Source organism: Pseudomonas sp. ASL4, assembly GCF_056680395.1.
The window spans coordinates 6,066,246-6,087,559 of record NZ_CM155280.1 but is presented as its reverse complement, the minus strand read 5'-3'; the positions used below and the strand labels follow the sequence as shown (position 1 = coordinate 6,087,559).

The following is a 21,314-nucleotide window of genomic DNA, read 5'->3' as shown; positions in this document are numbered from 1 at the left end:
GATTTTTATTAAACAAATCTGTTTCATTTAACTACGTAAAGCCCATCTGATGGCGATATTTTTTCAAGCTTGCCCATCTCAATATATTCTTCGATATCGGATTTAAGTACTTGAATGTCAGTGTATTTTTCGTGTTGGAGTGGTAGCTCACACGCAAGCAGGTATAGTCGCCAAACATCAAAGCCGTCAGTTCTTCCGTTCGGGCCATAGTCGAAATCGATACATGCTTCTGGTAAATAAACAGCACAGCCAACGCCATGTAGTTCATATGTTATGTTGTCAGAAATTGTTCCGCACTGTTCTATTTTTTTTGAGTGCCAGAGCCTCAAAATGCATCGTGTGCCAAATTTTTCCTGGAGTAATACAGCGGCCTTTTCTACTTTCGAAAGGAAATCGACGATTAGCTTTTCGAGGAGTTCATTTTTGTAGCTCATCTTCTCCGATGCTCCAGTCTGTCGTGCCAAACGTTATTCGCGGATTCTAAAATCTCATCGAGATTGTTCAGGTTTCCTTCGTGTTCCTTAATGTCGGTCACAAACTTTATTATCACGCTAATGTAAATAAATCTGTCCCCCAATTGGGCGCAAGGTTCCAATTATTCATTCTTCCGAAATATCTGATGCAACCCAGCGTAAAAAGAAGTCTCTCTGCACCTCGGGATCATTCGTCAGGTTGTTTTCCTCGTAGTCAAAAATATTTACGATGTCGCTTCTTAATGCATATTTTCCAAGCGTGAGTTCATATGCTTTAACTCCCAGAGACATCTGTGAAGACATACTGGAAGGGTGGACGTTTACTTTTGCGCCCTTACATAGAAATGTTACGTCGCAATGTTCCTTTCTGATGTGACCAAGGCATTCGTAGAAATCATCCCCCGAATAAGTTTTACTGTGTCCACCCTCCAAAGTGAAGTTGATCGTCAGCATTTCAGTGTTGCAGAGAAGTTTGGCAACTTGGCGTCTGCCGTCTTTGATAATAAAAATCTCTACCGTATCCATATTTTATTCCCTGTTTGGATTCAAAGTGCTGTGGCTAGAGGCGCGGCCATTAGCTCCAATAGGTGTTACTCCGAGAATATCTTCCCGTTTAATGCCACCTTGAATTGCTATTTCTCGCTCACCAGCAAATTTATATTTTTTTCCCAGCTCCGTGTTTAAATCTCGGCCAGGAATCATCCGAATGGTGTATAAAAACCCGCTTCTCATATTGAACTTCGTCGCAAAGTCGATCGCTACCTCTCTAGCCGGTGAAGTACTGACAAAATTGCTCGGGGGCTTGTTGCTGTCGAGCGAATGAAGCAGCAAATCATTGCTATCTCCTTTGGTTCGAAAGCCCTGCTCAAAAATCACATCTGGATGACGATCGTCTCCACGGTACAAATACTGTTCTTCACGGTATATGGGAAGCGTTGCCTCCCCCTCATCAACCCTAACCTCCCCAGCCGGATCCCTCTCCCCAACCCCCGGCCTCTTACACCCACCCCCACCCGGACAATTACTCAACCCCAACGGATCAACCCACCCCGTCGGATTCAGCCCATACCGATACCCGTTCAGCCCACCCGCCAACTTCAGCGGATCCTGCGTCAGATACCGCGCAACGTCCGGGTTGTAGTACCGATGCCGGTTGTAATGCAGCCCTGTCTCCGCGTCGAAATACTGACCCTGAAACCGCAATGGCTGATCCAGCACCTGATCGGTGTCGCGGTTGAGGCGGGTCAGTCGGCCATGGGCGGTGTACTGCGCCGCCCAGACTATGTCGCCGCTGTAGTCGGTCAGTTCCTGCGGCGTTCCGAGATGGTCGAGTTGGTAGTAGAACGGGCAGGCCTGGCGCGGGCCTTTGCCATCGAGCATGGCCAATGGACGGAAGGTGCCAGGCTCATATACATAGCTGCGGTAATGCTCGCGACTGCTTTCAGCGACGAGGTGATCGCCTTGCCAGAAGAATTCGGTGGTTTTACCGTCGACGGTTTTGCTGATGCGACGGCCAAAGGCGTCGTAGCGATAACTCACACAACGACCATCCGGCGGCGTGACGCCGATCAGGCGGTGCTGACAGTCATATCGATACTCTGTAACTAACTTCTGCCCAGTGCCGCGGCGTTCACGAATCAGGTTGCCGAAGGGGTCATAGTCGTAATGTCGATCACCCTGCATGAGCAGTCGATTACCCAAAACCTGCGCCGGGCCCGGGCGATCCTGCATCAGCAGATTGCCTGCCGGGTCGTGGGCGAAGCCTTCAGGCAGGTGATCGCGGGAGTGTCGGACGCGGATCAGCCGGTCGAGCGCGTCGTACTGGTAGCTGCGTTGGCCATGGCGGGTGTCGGCAATGTGGTCGAGATTGCCGTTGGCGCTGTAGGCATAATCGCGACGGTAGAGCGGTTGTCGCTGTTGGCTGACGGAGTGGACTTTCAGGCGACCCTGGTCGTCGTATTGGTAGTCGCTGAGCAACAGGCCCTGTTGGCGATGTTGCTCGCGGCCGACGGAGAACGTGTGCGACGTCAGCCTGGTGCCATTGAGGTCGATGGCCGTGAGTGCGCCGCCCTTGGCGTGGTGGTAATCGAGTTTGCTGTTGTCCGGCAGGCGAATGTGGTTGAGCCGGCCGCAAGCGTCGTAGCCATAGCGCAGCGTGCCCCAGCCCTGGTGCTCGGTGATGAGGCGGTCTTGCTGGTCGTAGGCAAATTCCAGCGGATGTTCATGACTGTCATCAACGCTGACCAGGCGACCGAGGCTGTCGTAGCGATACTCGACCTTGAGGCCATCGGGCAGGGTCTTGATCAGCAACCGCCCAACCGAATCGCGCTGGTAACCGGTGACTAGTTGCGAGCCGTCATCGCCGAACTCGGTTTTTTCCAGCAGGTGCCCGTTAAGGTCGTAGGCATACGCGGTGCGCCGGCCATCGAAACCGGTTTCTTGCCGGATCAAACCGTTGGGCGTGTAGTCCAGCTGATAGTGTTCGCCGGATTCGTTTTCGATCTCGGTCAGAAGAAGCTGCGCGTTGTCGTAGCGATACTTCAGCTGCGTGCCGTCAGGGTTTATCCGGCGGCTGACCAGGTGCAAGTCGTCGGCATACTCGTAACGGGTGATGCGGCCGAGTTCGTCACGTTCGGCGCTGATCTTGCCGTAGGCGTTGTAGCTAAACGTGCGCGTAGCACCGCAAGCCTGGGTGCTCTGAATCAGGCGTCCGACGGCGTCCCATTGGTAGTGAGTCAGGGTGCCGTGTTCGTCCTGCCGCGTCGTCTGCCGGCCCAGCACATCGTAGGAAAACTGTCGCCGACCACCGTTCGGCAACGTCTCTTCGATCAGTTGCCCCAAGTCATTCCAGGCGAACAGGTGCCGGCTGATGTCCGGATAACGGATCGACAGCAATCGACCCTGAGCATCGTAGTAATAGTGGCTGACCTGCCCATCAGGATCGGTCGCCTCGGTCACGTCACCCTGGGCATTGCGCTGATACTTCCATACCGCGTTGCCGCGAAATCGCGCATAGAGGAAACCGTTGCGGTACTCGTAGGACGTCGGCTCGCCTTCGGGTGGAATCAGCGCAATCAGCCGTCCGACCTCGTCGTAGCGATAGCGGGTTATCGCCCCGAGCGGACTTTGCTCGGTGACCAACCGGCCCTGGTCGTCATAGGCCTTGAGATGTTCGCCACCCTCCGGTTCAACCCGGCGCACCAGCCGCGCCTGACCGTCATGGACGTAGGCTTCTTCGCTGCCGTCGGCGTTTTTCACCACGACGCCGCCCTGGTCATCCCAGGTATAAGCCGTGTCCATCTGCGAAAACGACGCCCAATGTCGGACACACCGCGCAGCCTTGCCGGACTTTTCCCACTCCCAGAAGAAACTCGCCCCACCGGCCAATTGCCGTTGCAGGATCACGTGCTGATCGTCGTAGTCATACCGTTCGCTTTCGCCAGCGGCATTGGTCGTTTCGATCAGGCGATGACGGGCGTCATAGTGGTAGGAAACCAGCGTCTGCTCTGTACGCCATGCGTGACCCTGCGCATCCGCCGGATGAAATATCTGATACTCGATGGCGATGAGGTGTCGACGCTCGTAACACAACAGCAGCGAGCGCCCGGCACCGTTGTCGAGGCGTTGAATTCGCTCCTGATGATCGCGGATGATGCGTAGCCGGTTTCCGTAAGCGTCGCTGATCGTCGTCAGGCGCCCGTTATGAAAGTGGTAGAACCTGGACGTTGCGCCGGCCAATGCGACGATCAGTTCTTGCGGCGCATCCCCCAGATAAATCGCTGCCCGCGACAGGCTGTTGTGGATCGCCGGGCGCTCGACACTCGGCAGCGGAAACTTCGTACGACGGTTTTCATGGTCGATCCAGATGACGCTATCGCCATCGATTTCCAGGCGGTGGGCAAGGGAATGGCTCCAACCCCAGCCCAGCCCACAGTCGAGTTCCACCGCACTGGTGCGATACAGCCGGGTGAACTCAAATGTCAGCAAACCGTCGAGGGCACCATCGGTCAGGGTCAGCAGTTCTTCGCCGGTGACCATCGACACCGGACAGCCATTGGTGCAGGTCAATGGCCCGCAATCGGCACTGTCGCCGTTGGGGTTTTTCGCCTGGTCCGGCGCATCGTTGTGAGGTTCGTGTCGGACCATTCGGGTTTGCGCGTCACCTTTATCGCGCACGATAGGTGTCGGGTTTTTCACTACTAGCACCGGTGCTTGACCGTTGCGGATCTCCAGCGGCAACGTCGGCGTCGGATTCAACTGCACATGGCGGGCGTTGACTGCCAAGGGTTTGAACGCGCCTGCGTGGGCGGTCAGCCTGGATTGCGCGGTCAACTCGCTCAGGCGCAAGGTGGCGGCCGCCAGCCATTGCCGTGCGCGTGGGGATTTGATTTTGTCGAGCGCTTTGGTGCTTAAACCCAGCGTCGTGCCTAATGTGCCGGTCACGCTTGTCAGTAGGAAAGCGATCAGCAAGTCTGTGCGAATTTCCGCCACCACCTCGGCGGCGAATTGCGGCGGCAGCATCCTCAGCCAACTGGTAAACGCGGCGAGGTGAATGAACAGTAGCGGCTCATCGCTCAGCACCAGCAAGCCATTGGCGATGGCCTCTGCAGAGGCATTGAGCAGCGCGTCCAGCTCGGCTTGAGTCAAGTACTCCAGCAGCTTCTCGCTGTTGGCTTGCAGATCGGCGAGCAGGGCGTAGACCTGCTTCACGTCATCCCATACGCCCTGCAACGAATTGCCCACACCTCGCCAGTCCGCCTCTTGCAGCAGGCCGTAGCGATCCAGGAACCCGGCGCTGGAAAACTCGGCCCACAACGGCTCGAACTCGCTGATCCACTCATTGCGCAGCCAGCCGTCGAGCTCGTCGATCAAGCCTTGATAAGAGGCGTAGAGCACTTTGACGTGCTCGGCCGAAACATCGGGAAAGAAGGTGATGCGATAACGCTGGCCCCGCGAGCAGTCGGATACTTCGAGAATGCCGCTCGGGCCGATGGTCTTGTGGATGGGTTCACCGAATGTCAGCGCACCTTTGCGGTCCGCGATCACTGGTTCGAGCATTACCGGCGTGTTGCCGATCGGCACGAAACGCGCGGCCTCGAACATATGCACCAGGGTCAACGGACCCTCGGCCGGGCATTGGGTGACGACCGAACTGACAGGCGTGGTGGAATTCAGCGGTGCACTGAGGCGAACGTCGTTACCCACCTTGAACACCTGCTCGACATCCAGGGCCCAACCGGTCCAGAAGTTTTCCGCCCAGCGTTCGTAATCGTTAAGGCAGAGGCGAAACTCACCGAGCAACGCCTCGACGTTTGGCTGATCGGGATTCATGGCGGCGACCACCAGCAGGCCGATGGTGTTGTTCAGGGCCAGCAGTCCTTTGGGGTCGAACATTCGCAGTCACTCGCGCGCATCAATTGGGAACGCGAGACTTTGCGGTGGATCAATCCGGAAAGAAGTCAGGAAAGGAGGTGTTTGCTGTAGGGATAATCGCTAAATCATGGATGCAGGTTTTTTCATCCGCAGGGCATTGCCCGTTGCCCTAAGCCAGCCGCGCTCGTTATGCTGCTGAACCCTTTAATCGATCCGAGTACTGGCCGTACCTGAGCCGCCTGGGATGTCATTAAAAACGGATCAGATGCGATGAATGCACCACTGAAAGCGTTCGGCCCGATCAAGGCCGTGATTTTCGACATGGATGGCTTGCTGCTGGACACCGAGGGCATCTACACCGAGGTCACCTCCATGATCGCCGAGCGTTATGGCCGGACCTTCGACTGGAGCATCAAACAGAACATCATCGGCCGTGGCGCGGGTGACCTTGCGCGCTACGTGGTCGAGGCGCTGGACCTGCCGATCACCGCCGAAGAGTTTCTGGTGATCCGTGAACCCCTGATGCGCGAGCGTTTCCCCTCGGCACTGGCGATGCCGGGCGCCGAGGAATTGGTTCGGCACTTGAAGGCCAACAACATTCCGATTGCGGTGGGCACCAGCTCTTCTCGCCAGTCGTTTGGCCAGAAAACCACGCTGCACCGCGACTGGTTTGCGCTGTTCGACTTCATTGTTACCGCCGATGACCCGGAAGTCGGGGCGGCCAAACCGGCGCCGGATATTTTCCTGACGGCGGCGCGGCGCCTGGGTGTCGCGCCCGAGGACTGCCTGGTGTTTGAAGATTCACCGTTTGGCGTCACGGCGGCGAAAGCGGCGGGGATGACCGCGATTGCGATCCCGGATGCGGCCATGGCCGATGAAAAGTACGCACACGCTGATGGCATTCTTCGTACGTTGAAGGCCTTCAAACCGGGCGAGTGCGGCTTGCCAGCGCTTGAATGGGCCTAAACGCGGCGCATAAAAAAACGCCGGTAACCTGATGAAGGTTACCGGCGTTTTTGTTTCAGCGATTTAGATCATCAAGCGCCAAAGCCACCGTCGATCGTCAAGCTGGCACCGGTGATGTAACCGGCTTCCGGGCCGACCAGGTAAGCGACGAAACTGGCGATTTCTTCGGCTTTACCGTAACGCCCCACGGACATCAACGGGATCAGGCTCTCGGCGAAGTCACCGTCGGCCGGGTTCATGTCGGTGTCGACCGGGCCCGGTTGTACGTTGTTGATGGTGATGCCCCGTGGGCCGAGGTCGCGGGACAGGCCTTTGGTCAGGCCGACCAGTGCTGATTTACTCATCGCGTACGGGCCGCCACCGGCGAAGGGCATGCGGTCGGCGTTGGTGCTGCCGATGTTGATGATGCGACCGCCTTCGGTCATGTGCTTGGCCGCGGCCTGGGTGGCGACGAATACGCTGCGCACGTTGATGGCCAGGGTTTTATCGAAGTCTTCGAGTTTGAAATCTTCCAGCGGTCCGACAGCCAGCACGCCAGCGTTGTTGACCAGTATGTCCAGGCGGCCAAAGGCTTCGACGGTAGCGGTCACGGCGCTACGAATGGCTTCGGCGTCGGCGCTGTCGGCCTTGATGGCGAGGGCTTTGCCGCCGTTGCCGGTGATGCTGTTTTGCAATTCTTCAGCCTTGGCGGCGGAGCTGACGTAAGTGAAGGCGACTGCCGCGCCTTCAGCGGCCAGGCGTTTGACGATGGCGGCGCCGATACCGCGGGATCCGCCTTGAATCAGAGCTACTTTACCGCTGAGGTTTTGAGTGGTCATGCCGATCTCCAGAAAATTCAAGGCGGGCTGCCTTGTTGTTGGAGTCGAGTATCGGCCTCGCATTACCCTCTGTGTAGGCCTTAATTGTATAGTCTGTGTAAACCAGTTGTTTATAGTGGTGCTTATGGAAACCTTCAACTGTATCGAATGCTTCGTACGCAGCGCCGAAGTCGGCAGCTTCGCCGAAGCCGCGCGGCGCCTGAGCCTGACCCCGGCAGCGGTAGGTAAAAGTGTTGCCAAACTTGAGGCGCGATTGGGTGTGCGGCTGTTTCAGCGCAGTACCCGGAGCCTGACGTTGACCGAGGCTGGTCAGTTGTTTTTGGGCGAAGTCAGCGCCAGCCTGAACACCATTCAAAACGCCGTGGCCAACCTCGCCAGCGCCGAAGGGCGACCGGCCGGTACGCTGAAAGTCAGCATGGGCACGGTGTTCGGGCGTTTGTATGTCGTGCCGTTGCTGGGGGAGTTTCTGCGGCGCTATCCGGCGATCAATCCGGACTGGCATTTCGACAATCGTCAGGTTGACCTGATCGCTCAGGGGTTTGATGCGGCGATTGGCGGCGGATTCGAGCTGCCCCAGGGCGTGGTGGCGCGCAAGCTGACCCCGGCTCATCGAGTGTTGGTGGCGTCGGCCGAATATCTGGCAGGGCGCGAGGCGATTGTCGAACCTGATGACCTCAAACTGTGCGACGGGATTCTCATCCGCTCACCGCAAACCGGTCGCGTGCGCTCCTGGCAACTGACCAGTCGCACCCAGCAACACAGTCCATTGGTGCTCAAGGCACGGATGACCATGAGCGATTCGGAAGCAGCGTGTGCCAGCGCCGCCCAGGGTTTGGGCATCGCGCTGGTGAGTATGCCGTTTGCCGTGGGCTATCTGCAGGCCGGGACGTTGCAGCGGGTATTGCCGGATTGGTACGTCGATGATGGCAACATTTCGATCTATTACGCGGACCACAAACTGCTGCCGGGCAAGACCCGGGCGTTTGTGGATTTCATCATTGAGCAGTTTGCGGCGCAGGGGTTGGGGGAGCGGTTTAGTGCGCTTTGAGCCGGGCTTAAGACCGAGTTGTGGCCTTCGCGGGCAAGCCTCGCTCCTACAGAGGATTTGTATACGACGCAGATCCAATGTGGGAGCGGGCTTGCTCGCGAAGAACGATAACTCGGTCTACCTGCCAAACCGCCCCGGCCAACCAATAATCGTCTTCGGCCGCGGTGTCGCATAAGTCCGCACTTTCGACGTCGACAACCCCAACCGCACCAACGACTCAGCAATGGTCACCGCCGCCGTCACGCCATCCACCACAGGCACGCCGGTGCGCTGACGAATCTGCTCATCCAGCCCGGCCATGCCGCCGCAGCCCAGGCAAATGACTTCGGCTTTATCCTCCAGCACCGCCAATTCCGCCTGGCGAACAATCGCCTCCAGCGCGCGTTGCGGATCGGACTCCAGTTCCAGAACCGCCAACCCACTGGCCCGCACCGACGCGCAACGGTCCCACAGTCCCGACAACTTGAGGCGATCCTCGATCAGCGGCACAGTGCGATCCAGCGTAGTGACCACCGAGTACGCATGGCCGAGGAACATCGCGGTGCTGGCGCCAGCATCAGTGATGTCGACGACGGGCACATTGAGCAATTCCTGCAAGCCTTCGCGACCGTGTTCACCGTAGCCAGCCTGAATCACCGCATCGAACGGCTGGTCGTAGGACATGACCCGGTCCATCACCGCGATGGCGGCCAGGTAGCTTTCGAAATTGCCTTCGATGGAATCGGCACCGAAATGCGGCGTCAGGCCGATGATTTCGGTGCCGGGCGCGGCCACGGACTGGGCCTGGCGGGCGATGGCCTGGGTGATGGATTCGGTGGTGTTGACGTTGACCACGAGAATTCGCATGGAAAGTCCTTATAGCGGGGTGGTTCTGCGGCCCGACACTGCCGGGCCGCGATGGGATTAATGGCTGACGTTATCGACCGCGATGGCTTCACCGCTGACGTCGGCGTAATAAGGCTGCCGCTTGGCGATGATCAGGTAGAGCATCCCTGCAATCCCGGCGCCAATCAGCCAGGAGAACGGCGATACCAAGTGGAAACCCGGCATCAGCGCCAGGACGATGGCGATCAACGCTGCAGGAATAAACGCCGCCACGGCGCGCAGATTGACGCCTCGGCTGTAGTAATAAGCGCCGTTGGGGTCTTCGCTGTACAACTGCGGCACGTTGACCTGACCTTTTCGTACAAGCCAGTAGTCGACCATGATCACCCCGTACAACGGGCCGAGCAGAGCGCCGAGGCCGGACAGGAAATACACGATCACTAACGGGCTGTTGTAGAGGTTCCACGGCAGGATCAACACGGCGATGGTCGCGCTGATCAGCCCGGCGCGGCGGAAGGTCAGGTATTTCGGCGCCAGGTTACTGAGCACGAAGGCCGGGGCGACGAAGTTGGCCATGATGTTCACCGCCACGGTGACGATCAGGAACGCCAGGCAACCGAGCACCAGGAAGAAGGTGTTGGGGATCGAGGCGATGATTTCCGTCGGGCTTTCGATGATCCGGCCGTTGATCTGAAATTGCGCGCCGCAGAGCAGGACGGTGATGCTGGCGAACACCAGAATATTGACCGGCAGGCCCCAGAAATTTCCGACCTTGATGGTTTTGCGGCATGGCGAAGAACGGGCGAAGTCGCAGAAGTTGAGGATCAGCGTGCCGTAGATCGACAGCCACAGCGCACCGCCGGCGAAGATGTTGCGCCACATCTCGCCACCGCTCAGCGGTTCGCGGATCGACCAGGCGATGGTCGCGTTGGCCTGGAAGTACATCCATCCGGCGAGGGAGGCGACGGTCAGCAGAATCACCGGCCCGGCAAACGCCTCGTAGCGCCGCACCATCTCCATGCCGTACGCCAGAATCCCCAGTTGCACGAACCAGATCGCCACGAAACACACCCAGCCCAAGGTCGACAGGCCGAGGATCGAGTTGTGGTCGTAATCGGCGAAACCGGGATGCACCGCTGTCAGTAATACCCGAAAGACCACCGACGCGAGGTACGTCTGAATTCCGAACCAGGCGATGGCGATAATGGCGCGAATCAGTGCAGGAATTTGCGCCCCGTGAATGCCGAAACTGATCCGGCTGATGACCGGGAACGGCACACCGGTTTTCTGGCCCATGTAGCCGGAGAGGTTCATGAAGCTATACACCAGCGCCGCGCCGATCCCCAACGACAGCAAGATCTGCCAACCGCCCAGCCCCAAGGCATACAGGCCGATGGCGAACGAGTAGTTGGCGATGTTGTGAACGTCATTTGTCCACAGGGCAAAGATGCTGTAACGACCCCAGCGCCGGCCTTCAGCCTTGGTGGGTGCCAGGTCTTTGTTATGCAAACGGGGGCTGAGCACCACCGGGGCCTGAAGTGTTTGATCGTGAAGGTTGTGGGCAGGTTGAGAGGAGGGCAGATCCAGCGCGATGTTGTTATTGGATAGGCTAGTACGCATTCCGGCAGGCTCCTGATGCTCGAAGGCCGCGATGACTGTGCATGAGCGTGGGCTCGACAAATCTTCGTCGCGGGTGGCGAGCATCACTGGTTACGGGGCATCTGCAGCCTGTACGGGATAGGGCGCTTCAGGCTTGCGGATCTAAAGTGTGTGTATGTTTTGATTATAATTGTATACAAAACATAGGTGCACTAAAGCCAGATCTATGCCATCTCCGGATCTATGAATGTCGGCTGTAATTTCGATTTGTTATTGATTGAAGATAACTAACTGAAAATAAGGCGATATAAATTGACCGTTTGAACAGGTATTTATTTTCTTACGGGATTCGTTGGAAAGATCGACTGAGGAAGTCAGGAAAGGAGGATGTAACTTTTCGGGGCGAAGAAACTAAAAGTGCACACATAAATGGCACTTATGGTGACATTCGTGTGTACACATTAATTTGAAGTAGACATCGAACCTGTGGGAGCGGGCTTGCTCGCGAAGGGGCCGGCACATTCAGCATCATTGTTGAATGTCAGACCGCTTTCGCGAGCAAGCCCGCTCCCACATTTGGATCTCACTAGACTGATGGTTAAGCCTTGGATTTACTGATGATATTCCCCGCATGCAACCCGCATTCTTTCTGCGTCGCTTCTTCCCACCACCAGCGACCTTCACGTTCATGCTGGTTCGGCAGCACCGGGCGCGTGCAAGGCTCGCAGCCGATGCTGATGAACCCACGCTCATGCAGGCTGTTGTACGGCAGCTCCAGCATGCGGATGTAACCCCAGATTTCTTCGCTGGTCATTTGCGCCAACGGGTTGAACTTGTACAGGGTGCGCTCGGGCGTGGAGAACGCGGTGTCTATCTCCAGCACCGCGACGGTGCTGCGGGTGCCCGGGCTCTGGTCCCGGCGCTGGCCGGTGGCCCAAGCGGTGACGCCGGACAGTTTGCGACGCAGCGGTTCGATCTTGCGGATGCCGCAGCATTCGCCATGGCCGTCCTTATAGAAGCTGAACAGGCCTTTTTCCTTCACGAACGGTTCAAGTTTCGTGTAGTCCGGCGACACCAGTTCGATGTCGATCTTATAGTGCTCGCGCACTTGATCGATGAAACGGTAGGTCTCGGGGTGCAAGCGCCCGGTATCGAGGCTGAACACTTTGACGTTCTTGTTCAGCTTCCAGGCCATGTCCACCAGCACCACGTCTTCGGCGCCGCTGAAAGATATCCACAGATCATCGCCAAACTCGGCGAACGCGAGCTTCAGGATGTCCTGCGCGGATTTGTTGGCATAGGTCGTGGCGAGTTCCACGACGTCGAACGTTGGGCTCATCAGGGCGGCTTCCTACAGGTCAGTGGCGCTTGGCGCTCTATATGGACCAGATGGTACCAAAATCCTACAGCCGCTGGCGCCCCCTCTGCGTTGCGCAGGCTGGCCCGAGTCGCTAGAGTTCGGCAATCTTTTTGCTCGCTCGACTCAATAATCAATACAAATGGGAGTGTCTTGTGGAAATTGCCTGTCTGGATCTTGAAGGTGTGCTGGTCCCGGAAATCTGGATCGCCTTCGCCGAAAAAACCGGAATCGAATCCCTCCGGGCCACCACCCGGGACATTCCCGATTACGACGTGCTGATGAAGCAGCGCCTGCGAATCCTCGACGAGCATGGCCTGAAGCTCTCCGACATCCAGGAAGTGATCGCCACGCTGCAGCCGCTGGACGGCGCCATCGAGTTCGTCAACTGGCTGCGCGAGCGCTTCCAGGTGGTGATTCTGTCGGACACGTTCTACGAGTTTTCCCAGCCGCTGATGCGTCAACTGGGCTTCCCGACCTTGCTTTGCCATCGTCTGATTACCGACGATGCCGGGCGGGTGACGAGCTATCAGTTGCGTCAGAAAGATCCCAAGCGTCAGTCGGTATTGGCTTTCAAGAGTCTTTACTACCGGGTGATCGCGGCGGGTGATTCCTACAATGACACCACGATGCTGGGCGAGGCGGATGCCGGGATTCTGTTCCATGCGCCGGACAATGTGATTCGCGAGTTCCCGCAGTTCCCGGCGGTGCATACCTTTGCGGAGTTGAAGCAGGAATTCATCAAGGCCTCGAATCGGGCGTTGAGTTTGTAAACACAACATTGTGGCGAGGGAGCTTGCTCCCGTTCGGCTGCGAAGCAGTCGCGAGGATTTTGGGGGCGCTTCGCACCCCAGCGGGAGCAAGCTCCCTCGCCGCAAAAAGCTAAAGGTTTTGCAGGGTATCGAGCAACACCTTCACCTTGGTTATCGATTCCTGATACTCAGCCTGCCACTCCGAATCAGCAACAATCCCGCCGCCGCCCCAGCAACACACCTGCCCATCCTTGACCAGCAAACTGCGAATGGCGATGGAGCTGTCCATCTCGCCGCGCACGTCCAGGTAAACCAACGAACCGCAGTACAACCCACGCCGGGTCGGCTCCAGTTCATCAATGATCTGCATCGCGCGGATTTTCGGCGCGCCGGTAATCGAACCGCCGGGGAAGCTGCCGGCGATCAGGTCCAATGCGTCCTTGTCTTGCGCCAGTTCACCGGTAACGCTGCTCACCAGGTGATGCACGTTCGGATAGCTTTCCAGGCTGAACAACTCCGGCACCCGCACCGAACCGATGCGACAGGTGCGACCGAGATCGTTGCGCAGCAGGTCGACGATCATCAGGTTTTCCGCGCGATCCTTGGGACTGGCCAAGAGTTCGGCGGCGTTTGCGGCGTCTTCGGCAGGTGTCAGACCGCGAGGGCGGGTGCCTTTGATCGGGCGGGTTTCCACCTGACGCTCACTGACTTTGACGAAACGCTCCGGTGACAGGCTCAGCACCGCACCGCCGTCAGGCAGGCTCTGGAAACCGGAAAACGGCGTCGGGCAGGCCGCCCGCAGCGCGCAATACGCGGTCCATGGGTCACCCTGGCATTGCGCGCGAAAGCGCTGGGCGAAGTTGACCTGATAGCAGTCGCCGGCCTGGATGTACTGCTGGATCCGTTCAAGGGCCTGGCGATAATCGTCGGCGCTGAGATCGGCACTCATTGGGGCTTTCAGCTTGAACGGTTCGGCCGGTTCAGAGGCTGGCTGGCTGAACAGCGCGATCAAACGTTGCCGCTCGCTTTCGATCAGCGTCGGGTGGAACACCAACTGACTTGTAATCAGTTGGTGATCGCTGATCAACGCCCAGTCATACAGACCGAAACGCGCATCCGGCAAGTGCAGGTCGTCTTGCGCCTGGCTCGGCAGATTCTCCAGATGACGGCCGAAGTCGTAGCTCAGGTAGCCAATCAAACCGCCAGCGAAAGGCAGGTCATTCGGGACTGACGCTTTACCCAGTCGTGTCAGATTGTCCCGAAGACGTTGCAGGAAATCGCCGCCGCTTTCGTTCGGCAACACGGCTAACTGCGCCAACGGCCAAGCGCTGAACAGGTCAAAACGACCGCGATCAGCCGTTGGCCGGCCACTGTCGAGCAGCACGGAGCCGGGGGCATGACGAATCGCCGCGAAGTACTCGGCGGGGTTGGCGCGATAGGGCAGCGGGTGTACGGAACAGGTCAACATGGGCGGGGCAGATCAGCCATCGAGGCGGGGTGGCGATTGTAGTCCTCTGCAGGATTTGCTCCTAGAGGGGATGTCGGGAAGAGACACATCCATAGCGGCTGGCAAGAAACCTGTGGCGAGGGAGCTTGCTCCCGCTGGGCTGCGAAGCGGCCCCAAAACCATTCACCTCAACAGTGTCAGGCAGGCCGAGTCGGACGGTTTTACGACTGCTGCGCAGCCGAGCGGGAGCAAGCTCCCTCGCCACAAAAGAATGTGTGTAACCACAAAGTATCAACCCTCAACCGGCGGAATATGCCCAAACATCTCCTGAACAAACGCCACCCGTTCCTGCGCGGTCTCGCTAATCCCGCGAGCCTTCAATTCTTCCAGCCGCGCCTCGACCGCATGGGTACGCAACGTCAGCCCACAATCGTTGGCAATCTGAATGTTCAACCCCGGCCGGGCGTTCAGCTCAAGAATCAGCGGGCCTTTCTCCTGGTCGAGCACCATGTCCACGCCGATGTAACCCAGCCCGCACAGCTCATAGCAACCGGCGGCGAGTTTCATGAAGCCGTCCCAGTAGGGCAATTGCACGCCGTCCACTGCGTTGGTGGTGTCCGGGTGTTTGGCGATGATGTTGTTCAACCAGGTGCCGCGCAGGGTCAGGCCGGTTGCCAGGTCGACACCGACGCCGATGGCGCCCTGGTGCAGGTTAGCCTTGCCGCCAGACTGGCGAGTCGGCAGGCGTAGCATGGCCATCACCGGGTAACCCATCAGCACGATAATGCGAATGTCCGGCACGCCTTCGTAGCTGATGCTCTTGAAAATCTGGTCCGGGGTCACGCGGTATTCGATCAGCGCCCGGTCACGGTGGCCGCCCAGGGAATACAGGCCGGTGAGGATGCTGGAGATATGGTGCTCGAGTTCCTCATGGCTGAGGATCTTTCCGGACACCGTGCGATAACGGCCCTCGAAACGGTCGGCCACCACAATAATGCCGTCACCGCCCGCGCCCTGGGCCGGTTTGATCACGAAGTCGTTACGCCCGCCGATGATCTGGTCGAGGTTGTCGATTTCTTTCTCGGTGGAAATGATCCCGTACAACTCCGGCACGTTAATCCCGGCGGCAATCGCGCGTTCCTTGGTGATGATCTTGTCATCGACAATCGGGTACAGGCTGCGCTTGTTGTACTTGAGCACGTAGTCTGCGTTACGCCGATTGATCCCCATGATGCCCCGGGCTTCCAGGGCCTTCCAGGTCTTCCAGAAACCGAACATTACGAGTCAGCCTTGAGAAACGCTTTGAAGCGGATCAGCTCGGTCAGGCGGTAGCCGCGATAGCGACCCATGGCCAGCATGAAGCCCACCAGAATGAACAGGATCGCCGGGAAGGTGAACACGAAGTAGACCAGTTCCGGAACACTCATGATCAGGTGCGCCAGGGAGGCGGCGAACAGCGTACCGATTGCCACTTTCAGGGCATGCCCGGAGCCGCGTTCTTCCCAGGTGATCGATAGGCGTTCGATGGTCATGGTCAGAATCACCATCGGGAACAGCGCCACCGATAACCCGCGCTCCAGCCCAAGTTTATGGCTGAACAGACTGATCGCCGCGATCAGTACCACGACAAAGGTCAGCACCACCGACAGCCTCGGCAGCATTTGCAGCTTCAAGTGTTCAAGATAGGAACGCAGCGACAGCCCCAGTGCGGTAATGATCGTAAACAGCACAATCCCGAAGCCCAGCTGCGTCTCGCGGAAGGCCAGGGCAATCAGCACCGGGGTAAAGGTGCCGAGGGTCTGCAGGCCGATCAGGTTGCGCAGGATCAGGATCACCAGCACGCCAATCGGGATCATCACCATGATCATGAACGTCTGCTGGGTTTGCAGCGGCAGGCCGTACAGCGAGTATTCGAGGAAGTTGGCGTCGGTGTTTTCGTCGGTCAGCTTGGCCAGGCGAATGGCGTTCATTTCGCTGTTGTTCAGGCTGAAGGTTACGTTGGCTTTCTTGCCGCCATCAACGGTGATCAGGTTTTCGTCGCCGGTCCACCACAGCAGGCGGTCGGTCGGCATGCCCTGTTCGCCGGTTTCCGGGTTGAAGTACAGCCAATCGGTGCCGTTGAAGCTGCGCAACCAGAGTTCAGGGATTTGCGGTTGGTCGGCCACCAGACGGATGGTGTGGACCTTCTCCACTGGCACGTGGGCGATGGACAGCACCAGCTCGACGATCCGGGCTTTGTTCGCGGTGGAAGGATCACCGCCGAGCAACAGCTTCACGTTGTCGTCGTTGAGATTGTTGACGCGCTTGATCGCTTCGCCGACGAAGGTTTCGACGTCGGCCGAGTGCTGGCGAATCGGCGCGAGCAGGGCTTCGGCGGCGACTTTTTCCGCACCTTCGACGGCGATGCTGTCGCGGAAGGTCGGGCCTTTGATCTTGGATTTTTCGCCGGAATAACGTTTGGTCAGCACCAGGCGGTAATAAAGGGTCTGGTTGCCCTTGGCCCGACGTGCCGACCACGTGACCTTGCGGTTGCCATCGATCCGGTTCACCGCCACGCCGTAGTTATTGGAGATAAAGCTTTCGTTCAGGCTCACAAAGTCGCGGCTCAGCGGCGGCACGAACATCTGGATCTTGACCGGGTCCTTGGCACTGGCGACGAACTCGACCTTGGCGTCGATGTTCCACAAGTCGTCAGTGGCGTCTTCGGTCACGGGAATCCCGAGCACGAAGATCTGATAGGCCGTAACTGAAATGCCCAGCACCACCAGAATGGCGATCAGGATTTTCAGGTGGAGGTTAAGAGAGCGCATTGGAATTACTCTGCGGTATGAGCGTCGGTGGCGCAGGCGGGTTTGCCAGCAGCGTATTTAAGACTGGGGTCGACCAGCGCATCGAAGCGTTTAAGTGCTTCGGAGCCGATCAGGAGCGGGTATTGGAAGGCGCTGCGGTCGGTCAGGTTCACTTCGATGCTGCGCGATGCCGAACCCATGCAGATATCCAGCTCGATCACCGGGCGGGCGGTGTATTTCTTGCCTTCTTCCGGGTCGTAGTCGCCGGCGCGGCGCTTGATTTTGCTGACCCGGGCCAATGGCCGTTCGATCGGGTGCGAATGCGCGGCGTCGATGGCCAGGTAGAAACGCACCCAGGATTCGCCATTGCGTTTGAAACGTTTGATGTCCCGTGCGCTTAAGGAAGCGGTTTTCGCCCCGGTGTCGAGTTTGGCCGCGACTTCCAGGTCAATGCCATCCAGCGAGGCGTACTCGTTGAGGCCGTACACAGTCTTTTCCCCTGCCGCAGCAACACCGGGCAGGCAAAGAAGATAAAGGAATGTGGGGAAGGGCTTGAGTCTCATAAATCCTGGTGCGCAGCGGTCCGTACTTCGATTCAAGGCCCTGGCATCGCTGCGCAAGCTCCCTCGTATGCCTATCAGCTATTTATGACAAGCCGTGCAGATGCAGATGACAAGCAAATGCGGGCGGCATTCTAGCACGGTGGTTTTATGGCGCCAGCGCTGGCAGGCGGCTATAAACAGGTGTGCTGCGTTGTTATGGTGCAAGCGGTTATTAGACGATTGTCGACAATACCTATTTATCCTTTGACTGTTCGGCCTGTATTCGCTAGTTTTTGCCGCATTAGCTTACAAGGTGTCGACAATATGTTGGGTCAACTCGATCCCCCCGTCGCAGTGCAGGACGATTCGGAGACACTCTCCGAGAACGTCTTCCGGCGTATCCAGGCGGCCATCGTCAAAGGCGAGATCGCCCCGGGCAGCAAAATCTCCGAGCCTGAGTTGGCGCGCACCTATGGCATCAGCCGCGGACCGCTGCGCGAAGCGATCCATCGCCTGGAAGGCCAGCGCCTGCTGGTTCGCATACCGCACGTCGGCGCGCGGGTAGTGTCGCTGAGTCATGCCGAGCTGCTGGAACTCTACGAAATCCGCGAATCCCTGGAAGGCATGGCCTGTCGCCTGGCCGCCGAGCGCATGACCGTCGAAGAAATCGACGAGCTGCGCCGGGTGCTCGAAACCCACGAGCGCGACGCGGCGTTTCAGGCCGGCGTCGGCTACTACCAGCAGGAAGGCGATTTCGACTTTCATTACCGAATCATTCAGGGCAGCGGCAACCGCACGCTGACCCAGATGCTCTGCGGCGAGCTGTATCAACTGGTGCGCATGTACCGCATCCAGTTTTCCACCACGCCCAATCGGCCGCGCCAGGCCTTTGCCGAGCACCACCGGATTCTCGATGCCATCGCCGACCGTGACGGTGAACTGGCCGAGTTGTTGATGCGCCGCCACATCGGCGCCTCCAAACGCAATATCGCCCGTCACTACCAGGACGGCGCCAATAAGACAGCCACTGAACGAGGTGAGTCATGAGTTCCAACAAGAGCACTCCAGGCCAGCGTTTCCGCGATGCGGTCGCCAGCGAGCATCCGCTGCAAGTGGTCGGCGCGATCAACGCCAACCACGCGCTGCTGGCCAAGCGCGCCGGTTTCAAGGCGATTTACCTGTCGGGTGGCGGGGTGGCTGCTGGCTCCCTCGGCCTGCCGGACCTGGGCATCACCGGTCTGGACGACGTGCTGACTGACGTGCGTCGCATCACCGACGTGTGCGACCTGCCGCTGCTGGTGGACGTGGACACCGGTTTCGGTTCTTCGGCGTTCAACGTGGCGCGCACCGTCAAGTCGATGATCAAGTTCGGCGCAGCGGCGATTCACATCGAGGATCAGGTCGGCGCCAAGCGCTGCGGTCACCGTCCTAATAAAGAGATCGTCTCGCTGCAGGAAATGGTCGACCGCATCAAAGCGGCTGTTGATGCTCGTACCGACGACAGCTTCGTGATCATGGCCCGCACCGATGCACTGGCGGTGGAAGGTCTGGAATCTGCCCTGGATCGCGCCGCGGCGTGCATCGAGGCTGGCGCCGACATGATCTTCCCGGAAGCCATCACCGAACTGGACATGTACAAGCTGTTCGCCAACCGCGTGAAAGCGCCGATCCTGGCCAATATCACCGAATTCGGCGCGACGCCGCTGTACACCACCGAGCAACTCGCCGCTGCCGACGTGTCGCTGGTGCTGTACCCGCTGTCGGCCTTCCGCGCGATGAACAAAGCGGCGGAAAACGTCTACACCGCGATCCGCCGCGACGGCACGCAACAGAACGTGATCGACACCATGCAGACCCGCATGGAGCTTTACGACCGCATCGACTACCACACCTTCGAGCAGAAGCTCGATGCGTTGTTTGCTGCGAAGAAGTAATGAAAGCCCTGTAGGAGCGAAGCTTGCTCGCGAAGACTGACTGACATTCACCATAAATGTCACCTGAGACAACGCCTTCGCGAGCAAGCTTCGCTCCTACACGTTTCCCTAACAAACTCAAAAAACTGGAGACAGCAATGGCCGAAGCAAAAGTACTCAGTGGCGCCGGGCTCCGTGGCCAGGTTGCCGGGCAAACCGCACTGTCCACCGTGGGCCAGTCGGGCGCAGGCCTGACCTATCGTGGCTACGACGTTCGTGAACTGGCGGCTGACGCGCAATTCGAAGAAGTCGCCTACTTGCTGCTGTACGGCGAACTGCCAACCAAAGCGCAACTCGCTGCTTACGTCGACAAACTGAGCAAGCTGCGCGATCTGCCGCAAGCGCTGAAAGAAGTACTGGAACGCATTCCCGCCGACGCCCACCCGATGGACGTGATGCGCACTGGCTGCTCGTTCCTGGGCAACCTCGAACCAGAAAAAGACTTCAGCGCACAACACGACGTCACCGACCGCCTGCTGGCCGCGTTCCCGGCGATCATGTGTTACTGGTATCGCTTCAGCCACGACGGCAAACGCATCAATTGCGTGACTGACGAGGCGTCCATCGGCGGCCACTTCCTGCACCTGCTGCATGACAGGAAGCCGAGCGAGTTGCACGTCAAAGTGATGAACGTGTCGCTGATCCTCTACGCGGAGCACGAGTTCAACGCCTCGACGTTCACCGCCCGTGTTTGCGCCTCGACCCTGTCGGACATGTATTCCTGCGTCACCGCTGCCATCGGTTCCCTGCGTGGTCCGCTGCACGGCGGCGCCAACGAAGCGGCGATGGAAATGATCGAGCGCTTCAAGTCGCCGGAAGAGGCGATCAAAGGCACCCTCGGCATGCTTGAGCGCAAGGACAAGATCATGGGCTTCGGTCACGCGATCTATAAGGACAACGATCCGCGTAACGAGGTGATCAAGGGCTGGTCGAAAAAACTCGCTGACGAAGTGGGCGACACTGTGTTGTTCCCGGTTTCCGAAGCCATCGACAAGACCATGTGGGAGCAAAAGAAACTGTTCCCGAACGCCGACTTCTACCATGCGTCGACGTACCACTTCATGGGCATCCCGACCAAGTTGTTCACCCCGATTTTCGTCTGCTCGCGCCTGACAGGCTGGGCGGCGCATGTGTTCGAACAACGAGCCAACAACCGCATCATCCGCCCGAGTGCCGAATACATCGGCGTCGAACAGCGCAAGTTCGTGCCAATCGAACAACGCTGACCGGTGGAGGCGCTAGCACCGGCAACTGAAGGAACCGAGAACCCCTGTGGGAGCGGGCTTGCTCGCGAAGACGGACTGACATTCAACAGTGATGTCGACTGATACACCGCTTTCGCGAGCAAGCCC

The 21,314-nt window shown here is 58.4% G+C and carries 17 protein-coding genes; 6 read left to right on the top strand and 11 right to left on the bottom strand.

Annotated features, from left to right (window positions below; genetic code table 11):
• Positions 1-23: 23 nt before the first annotated feature.
• The 3 genes from AC1MEW_RS27750 to AC1MEW_RS27740 all read right to left on the bottom strand — a co-directional run bounded on the left by AC1MEW_RS27750 (position 24) and on the right by AC1MEW_RS27740 (position 5,867).
• The gene (locus AC1MEW_RS27750) at positions 24-434 is read right to left on the bottom strand and encodes a DUF6896 domain-containing protein (protein WP_480424348.1); all 411 of its coding nucleotides are present in this window, start codon (positions 432-434) and stop codon (positions 24-26) included.
• Positions 435-599: 165 nt separating this feature from the next.
• Entirely contained in the window at positions 600-998 is a 399-nt protein-coding gene (locus AC1MEW_RS27745) for a hypothetical protein (protein WP_480424346.1), read from the bottom strand.
• Positions 999-1,001: 3 nt separating this feature from the next.
• Positions 1,002-5,867, bottom strand: coding sequence for an RHS repeat-associated core domain-containing protein (locus tag AC1MEW_RS27740; RefSeq protein WP_480424345.1), 4,866 nt, complete (start codon positions 5,865-5,867; stop codon positions 1,002-1,004).
• 249 nt (positions 5,868-6,116) lie between these two features.
• On the opposite strand from AC1MEW_RS27740, the gene AC1MEW_RS27735 reads away from it, so the two are divergent.
• Positions 6,117-6,812 (top strand): HAD-IA family hydrolase, encoded by a 696-nt coding sequence (locus tag AC1MEW_RS27735; protein ID WP_480424344.1) that lies wholly within the window; start codon positions 6,117-6,119, stop codon positions 6,810-6,812.
• A gap of 71 nt (positions 6,813-6,883) precedes the next feature.
• On the opposite strand, the gene AC1MEW_RS27730 is transcribed toward AC1MEW_RS27735, so the two are convergent.
• The gene (locus AC1MEW_RS27730) at positions 6,884-7,630 is read right to left on the bottom strand and encodes a 3-oxoacyl-ACP reductase family protein (protein ID WP_480424342.1); all 747 of its coding nucleotides are present in this window, start codon (positions 7,628-7,630) and stop codon (positions 6,884-6,886) included.
• 124 nt (positions 7,631-7,754) lie between these two features.
• On the opposite strand from AC1MEW_RS27730, the gene AC1MEW_RS27725 reads away from it, so the two are divergent.
• On the top strand, positions 7,755-8,678 hold the full coding sequence (locus tag AC1MEW_RS27725) for a LysR family transcriptional regulator (RefSeq protein WP_480424340.1): 924 nt from the start codon (positions 7,755-7,757) through the stop codon (positions 8,676-8,678).
• A 117-nt stretch (positions 8,679-8,795) separates the two neighbouring features.
• On the opposite strand, the gene AC1MEW_RS27720 is transcribed toward AC1MEW_RS27725, so the two are convergent.
• The 3 genes from AC1MEW_RS27720 to AC1MEW_RS27710 form a co-directional block, all read right to left on the bottom strand.
• The gene (locus AC1MEW_RS27720) at positions 8,796-9,524 is read right to left on the bottom strand and encodes an aspartate/glutamate racemase family protein (protein WP_201202055.1); all 729 of its coding nucleotides are present in this window, start codon (positions 9,522-9,524) and stop codon (positions 8,796-8,798) included.
• A gap of 57 nt (positions 9,525-9,581) precedes the next feature.
• Positions 9,582-11,123 (bottom strand): NCS1 family nucleobase:cation symporter-1, encoded by a 1,542-nt coding sequence (locus AC1MEW_RS27715; RefSeq protein ID WP_480424339.1) that lies wholly within the window; start codon positions 11,121-11,123, stop codon positions 9,582-9,584.
• Between the two features lie 577 nt (positions 11,124-11,700).
• On the bottom strand, positions 11,701-12,441 hold the full coding sequence (locus AC1MEW_RS27710) for a phosphoadenylyl-sulfate reductase (protein WP_201202058.1): 741 nt from the start codon (positions 12,439-12,441) through the stop codon (positions 11,701-11,703).
• A gap of 173 nt (positions 12,442-12,614) precedes the next feature.
• Between AC1MEW_RS27710 and thrH the strand changes: the two genes are divergently transcribed.
• Positions 12,615-13,232, top strand: a complete 618-nt coding sequence (thrH, locus tag AC1MEW_RS27705; RefSeq protein ID WP_201202060.1) for a bifunctional phosphoserine phosphatase/homoserine phosphotransferase ThrH — start codon at positions 12,615-12,617, stop codon at positions 13,230-13,232.
• Positions 13,233-13,341: 109 nt separating this feature from the next.
• Here the strand turns inward: thrH and pabB are convergent, their stop codons facing one another.
• The 4 genes from pabB to rloA all read right to left on the bottom strand — a co-directional run bounded on the left by pabB (position 13,342) and on the right by rloA (position 18,010).
• The gene (gene pabB / locus AC1MEW_RS27700) at positions 13,342-14,679 is read right to left on the bottom strand and encodes an aminodeoxychorismate synthase component I (protein ID WP_480424338.1); all 1,338 of its coding nucleotides are present in this window, start codon (positions 14,677-14,679) and stop codon (positions 13,342-13,344) included.
• A gap of 270 nt (positions 14,680-14,949) precedes the next feature.
• On the bottom strand, positions 14,950-15,936 hold the full coding sequence (locus AC1MEW_RS27695) for an alpha-L-glutamate ligase-like protein (protein WP_201202064.1): 987 nt from the start codon (positions 15,934-15,936) through the stop codon (positions 14,950-14,952).
• Positions 15,936-17,468: an osmotic stress tolerance membrane protein RloB gene (rloB, locus tag AC1MEW_RS27690; protein ID WP_201202065.1), complete on the bottom strand. Its 1,533-nt coding sequence runs from the start codon at positions 17,466-17,468 to the stop codon at positions 15,936-15,938. Before rloB ends, AC1MEW_RS27695 begins: the two co-directional genes overlap by 1 nt.
• A 5-nt stretch (positions 17,469-17,473) precedes the next feature.
• Positions 17,474-18,010, bottom strand: coding sequence for a retropepsin-like aspartic peptidase RloA (rloA, locus tag AC1MEW_RS27685; RefSeq protein WP_201202067.1), 537 nt, complete (start codon positions 18,008-18,010; stop codon positions 17,474-17,476).
• Between the two features lie 303 nt (positions 18,011-18,313).
• On the opposite strand from rloA, the gene AC1MEW_RS27680 reads away from it, so the two are divergent.
• The 3 genes from AC1MEW_RS27680 to prpC all read left to right on the top strand — a co-directional run bounded on the left by AC1MEW_RS27680 (position 18,314) and on the right by prpC (position 21,188).
• Positions 18,314-19,036 (top strand): GntR family transcriptional regulator, encoded by a 723-nt coding sequence (locus AC1MEW_RS27680; protein WP_416195263.1) that lies wholly within the window; start codon positions 18,314-18,316, stop codon positions 19,034-19,036.
• Entirely contained in the window at positions 19,033-19,923 is an 891-nt protein-coding gene (gene prpB, locus AC1MEW_RS27675) for a methylisocitrate lyase (RefSeq protein ID WP_201202069.1), read from the top strand. Before AC1MEW_RS27680 ends, prpB begins: the two co-directional genes overlap by 4 nt.
• Positions 19,924-20,060: 137 nt before the next feature.
• Positions 20,061-21,188, top strand: a complete 1,128-nt coding sequence (prpC, locus tag AC1MEW_RS27670; protein WP_201202071.1) for a bifunctional 2-methylcitrate synthase/citrate synthase — start codon at positions 20,061-20,063, stop codon at positions 21,186-21,188.
• Positions 21,189-21,314: the final 126 nt, after the last annotated feature.

Excerpts from the sequence above, each read along its gene's own strand:
- AC1MEW_RS27735 (WP_480424344.1), top strand. The coding sequence starts at position 6,117 with ATGAATGCACCACTGAAAGCGTTCGGCCCGATCAAGGCCGTGATTTTC.
- AC1MEW_RS27725 (WP_480424340.1), top strand. The coding sequence starts at position 7,755 with ATGGAAACCTTCAACTGTATCGAATGCTTCGTACGCAGCGCCGAAGTC.
- AC1MEW_RS27750 (WP_480424348.1), bottom strand. The coding sequence starts at position 434 with ATGAGCTACAAAAATGAACTCCTCGAAAAGCTAATCGTCGATTTCCTT.
- AC1MEW_RS27715 (WP_480424339.1), bottom strand. The coding sequence starts at position 11,123 with ATGCGTACTAGCCTATCCAATAACAACATCGCGCTGGATCTGCCCTCC.
- pabB (WP_480424338.1), bottom strand. The coding sequence starts at position 14,679 with ATGTTGACCTGTTCCGTACACCCGCTGCCCTATCGCGCCAACCCCGCC.
- AC1MEW_RS27710 (WP_201202058.1), bottom strand. The coding sequence starts at position 12,441 with ATGAGCCCAACGTTCGACGTCGTGGAACTCGCCACGACCTATGCCAAC.
- prpC (WP_201202071.1), top strand. The coding sequence starts at position 20,061 with ATGGCCGAAGCAAAAGTACTCAGTGGCGCCGGGCTCCGTGGCCAGGTT.
- rloA (WP_201202067.1), bottom strand. The coding sequence starts at position 18,010 with ATGAGACTCAAGCCCTTCCCCACATTCCTTTATCTTCTTTGCCTGCCC.
- prpB (WP_201202069.1), top strand. The coding sequence starts at position 19,033 with ATGAGTTCCAACAAGAGCACTCCAGGCCAGCGTTTCCGCGATGCGGTC.
- AC1MEW_RS27720 (WP_201202055.1), bottom strand. The coding sequence starts at position 9,524 with ATGCGAATTCTCGTGGTCAACGTCAACACCACCGAATCCATCACCCAG.
- AC1MEW_RS27680 (WP_416195263.1), top strand. The coding sequence starts at position 18,314 with ATGTTGGGTCAACTCGATCCCCCCGTCGCAGTGCAGGACGATTCGGAG.
- AC1MEW_RS27695 (WP_201202064.1), bottom strand. The coding sequence starts at position 15,936 with ATGTTCGGTTTCTGGAAGACCTGGAAGGCCCTGGAAGCCCGGGGCATC.
- AC1MEW_RS27740 (WP_480424345.1), bottom strand. The coding sequence starts at position 5,867 with ATGTTCGACCCCAAAGGACTGCTGGCCCTGAACAACACCATCGGCCTG.
- AC1MEW_RS27730 (WP_480424342.1), bottom strand. The coding sequence starts at position 7,630 with ATGACCACTCAAAACCTCAGCGGTAAAGTAGCTCTGATTCAAGGCGGA.
- AC1MEW_RS27745 (WP_480424346.1), bottom strand. The coding sequence starts at position 998 with ATGGATACGGTAGAGATTTTTATTATCAAAGACGGCAGACGCCAAGTT.
- rloB (WP_201202065.1), bottom strand. The coding sequence starts at position 17,468 with ATGCGCTCTCTTAACCTCCACCTGAAAATCCTGATCGCCATTCTGGTG.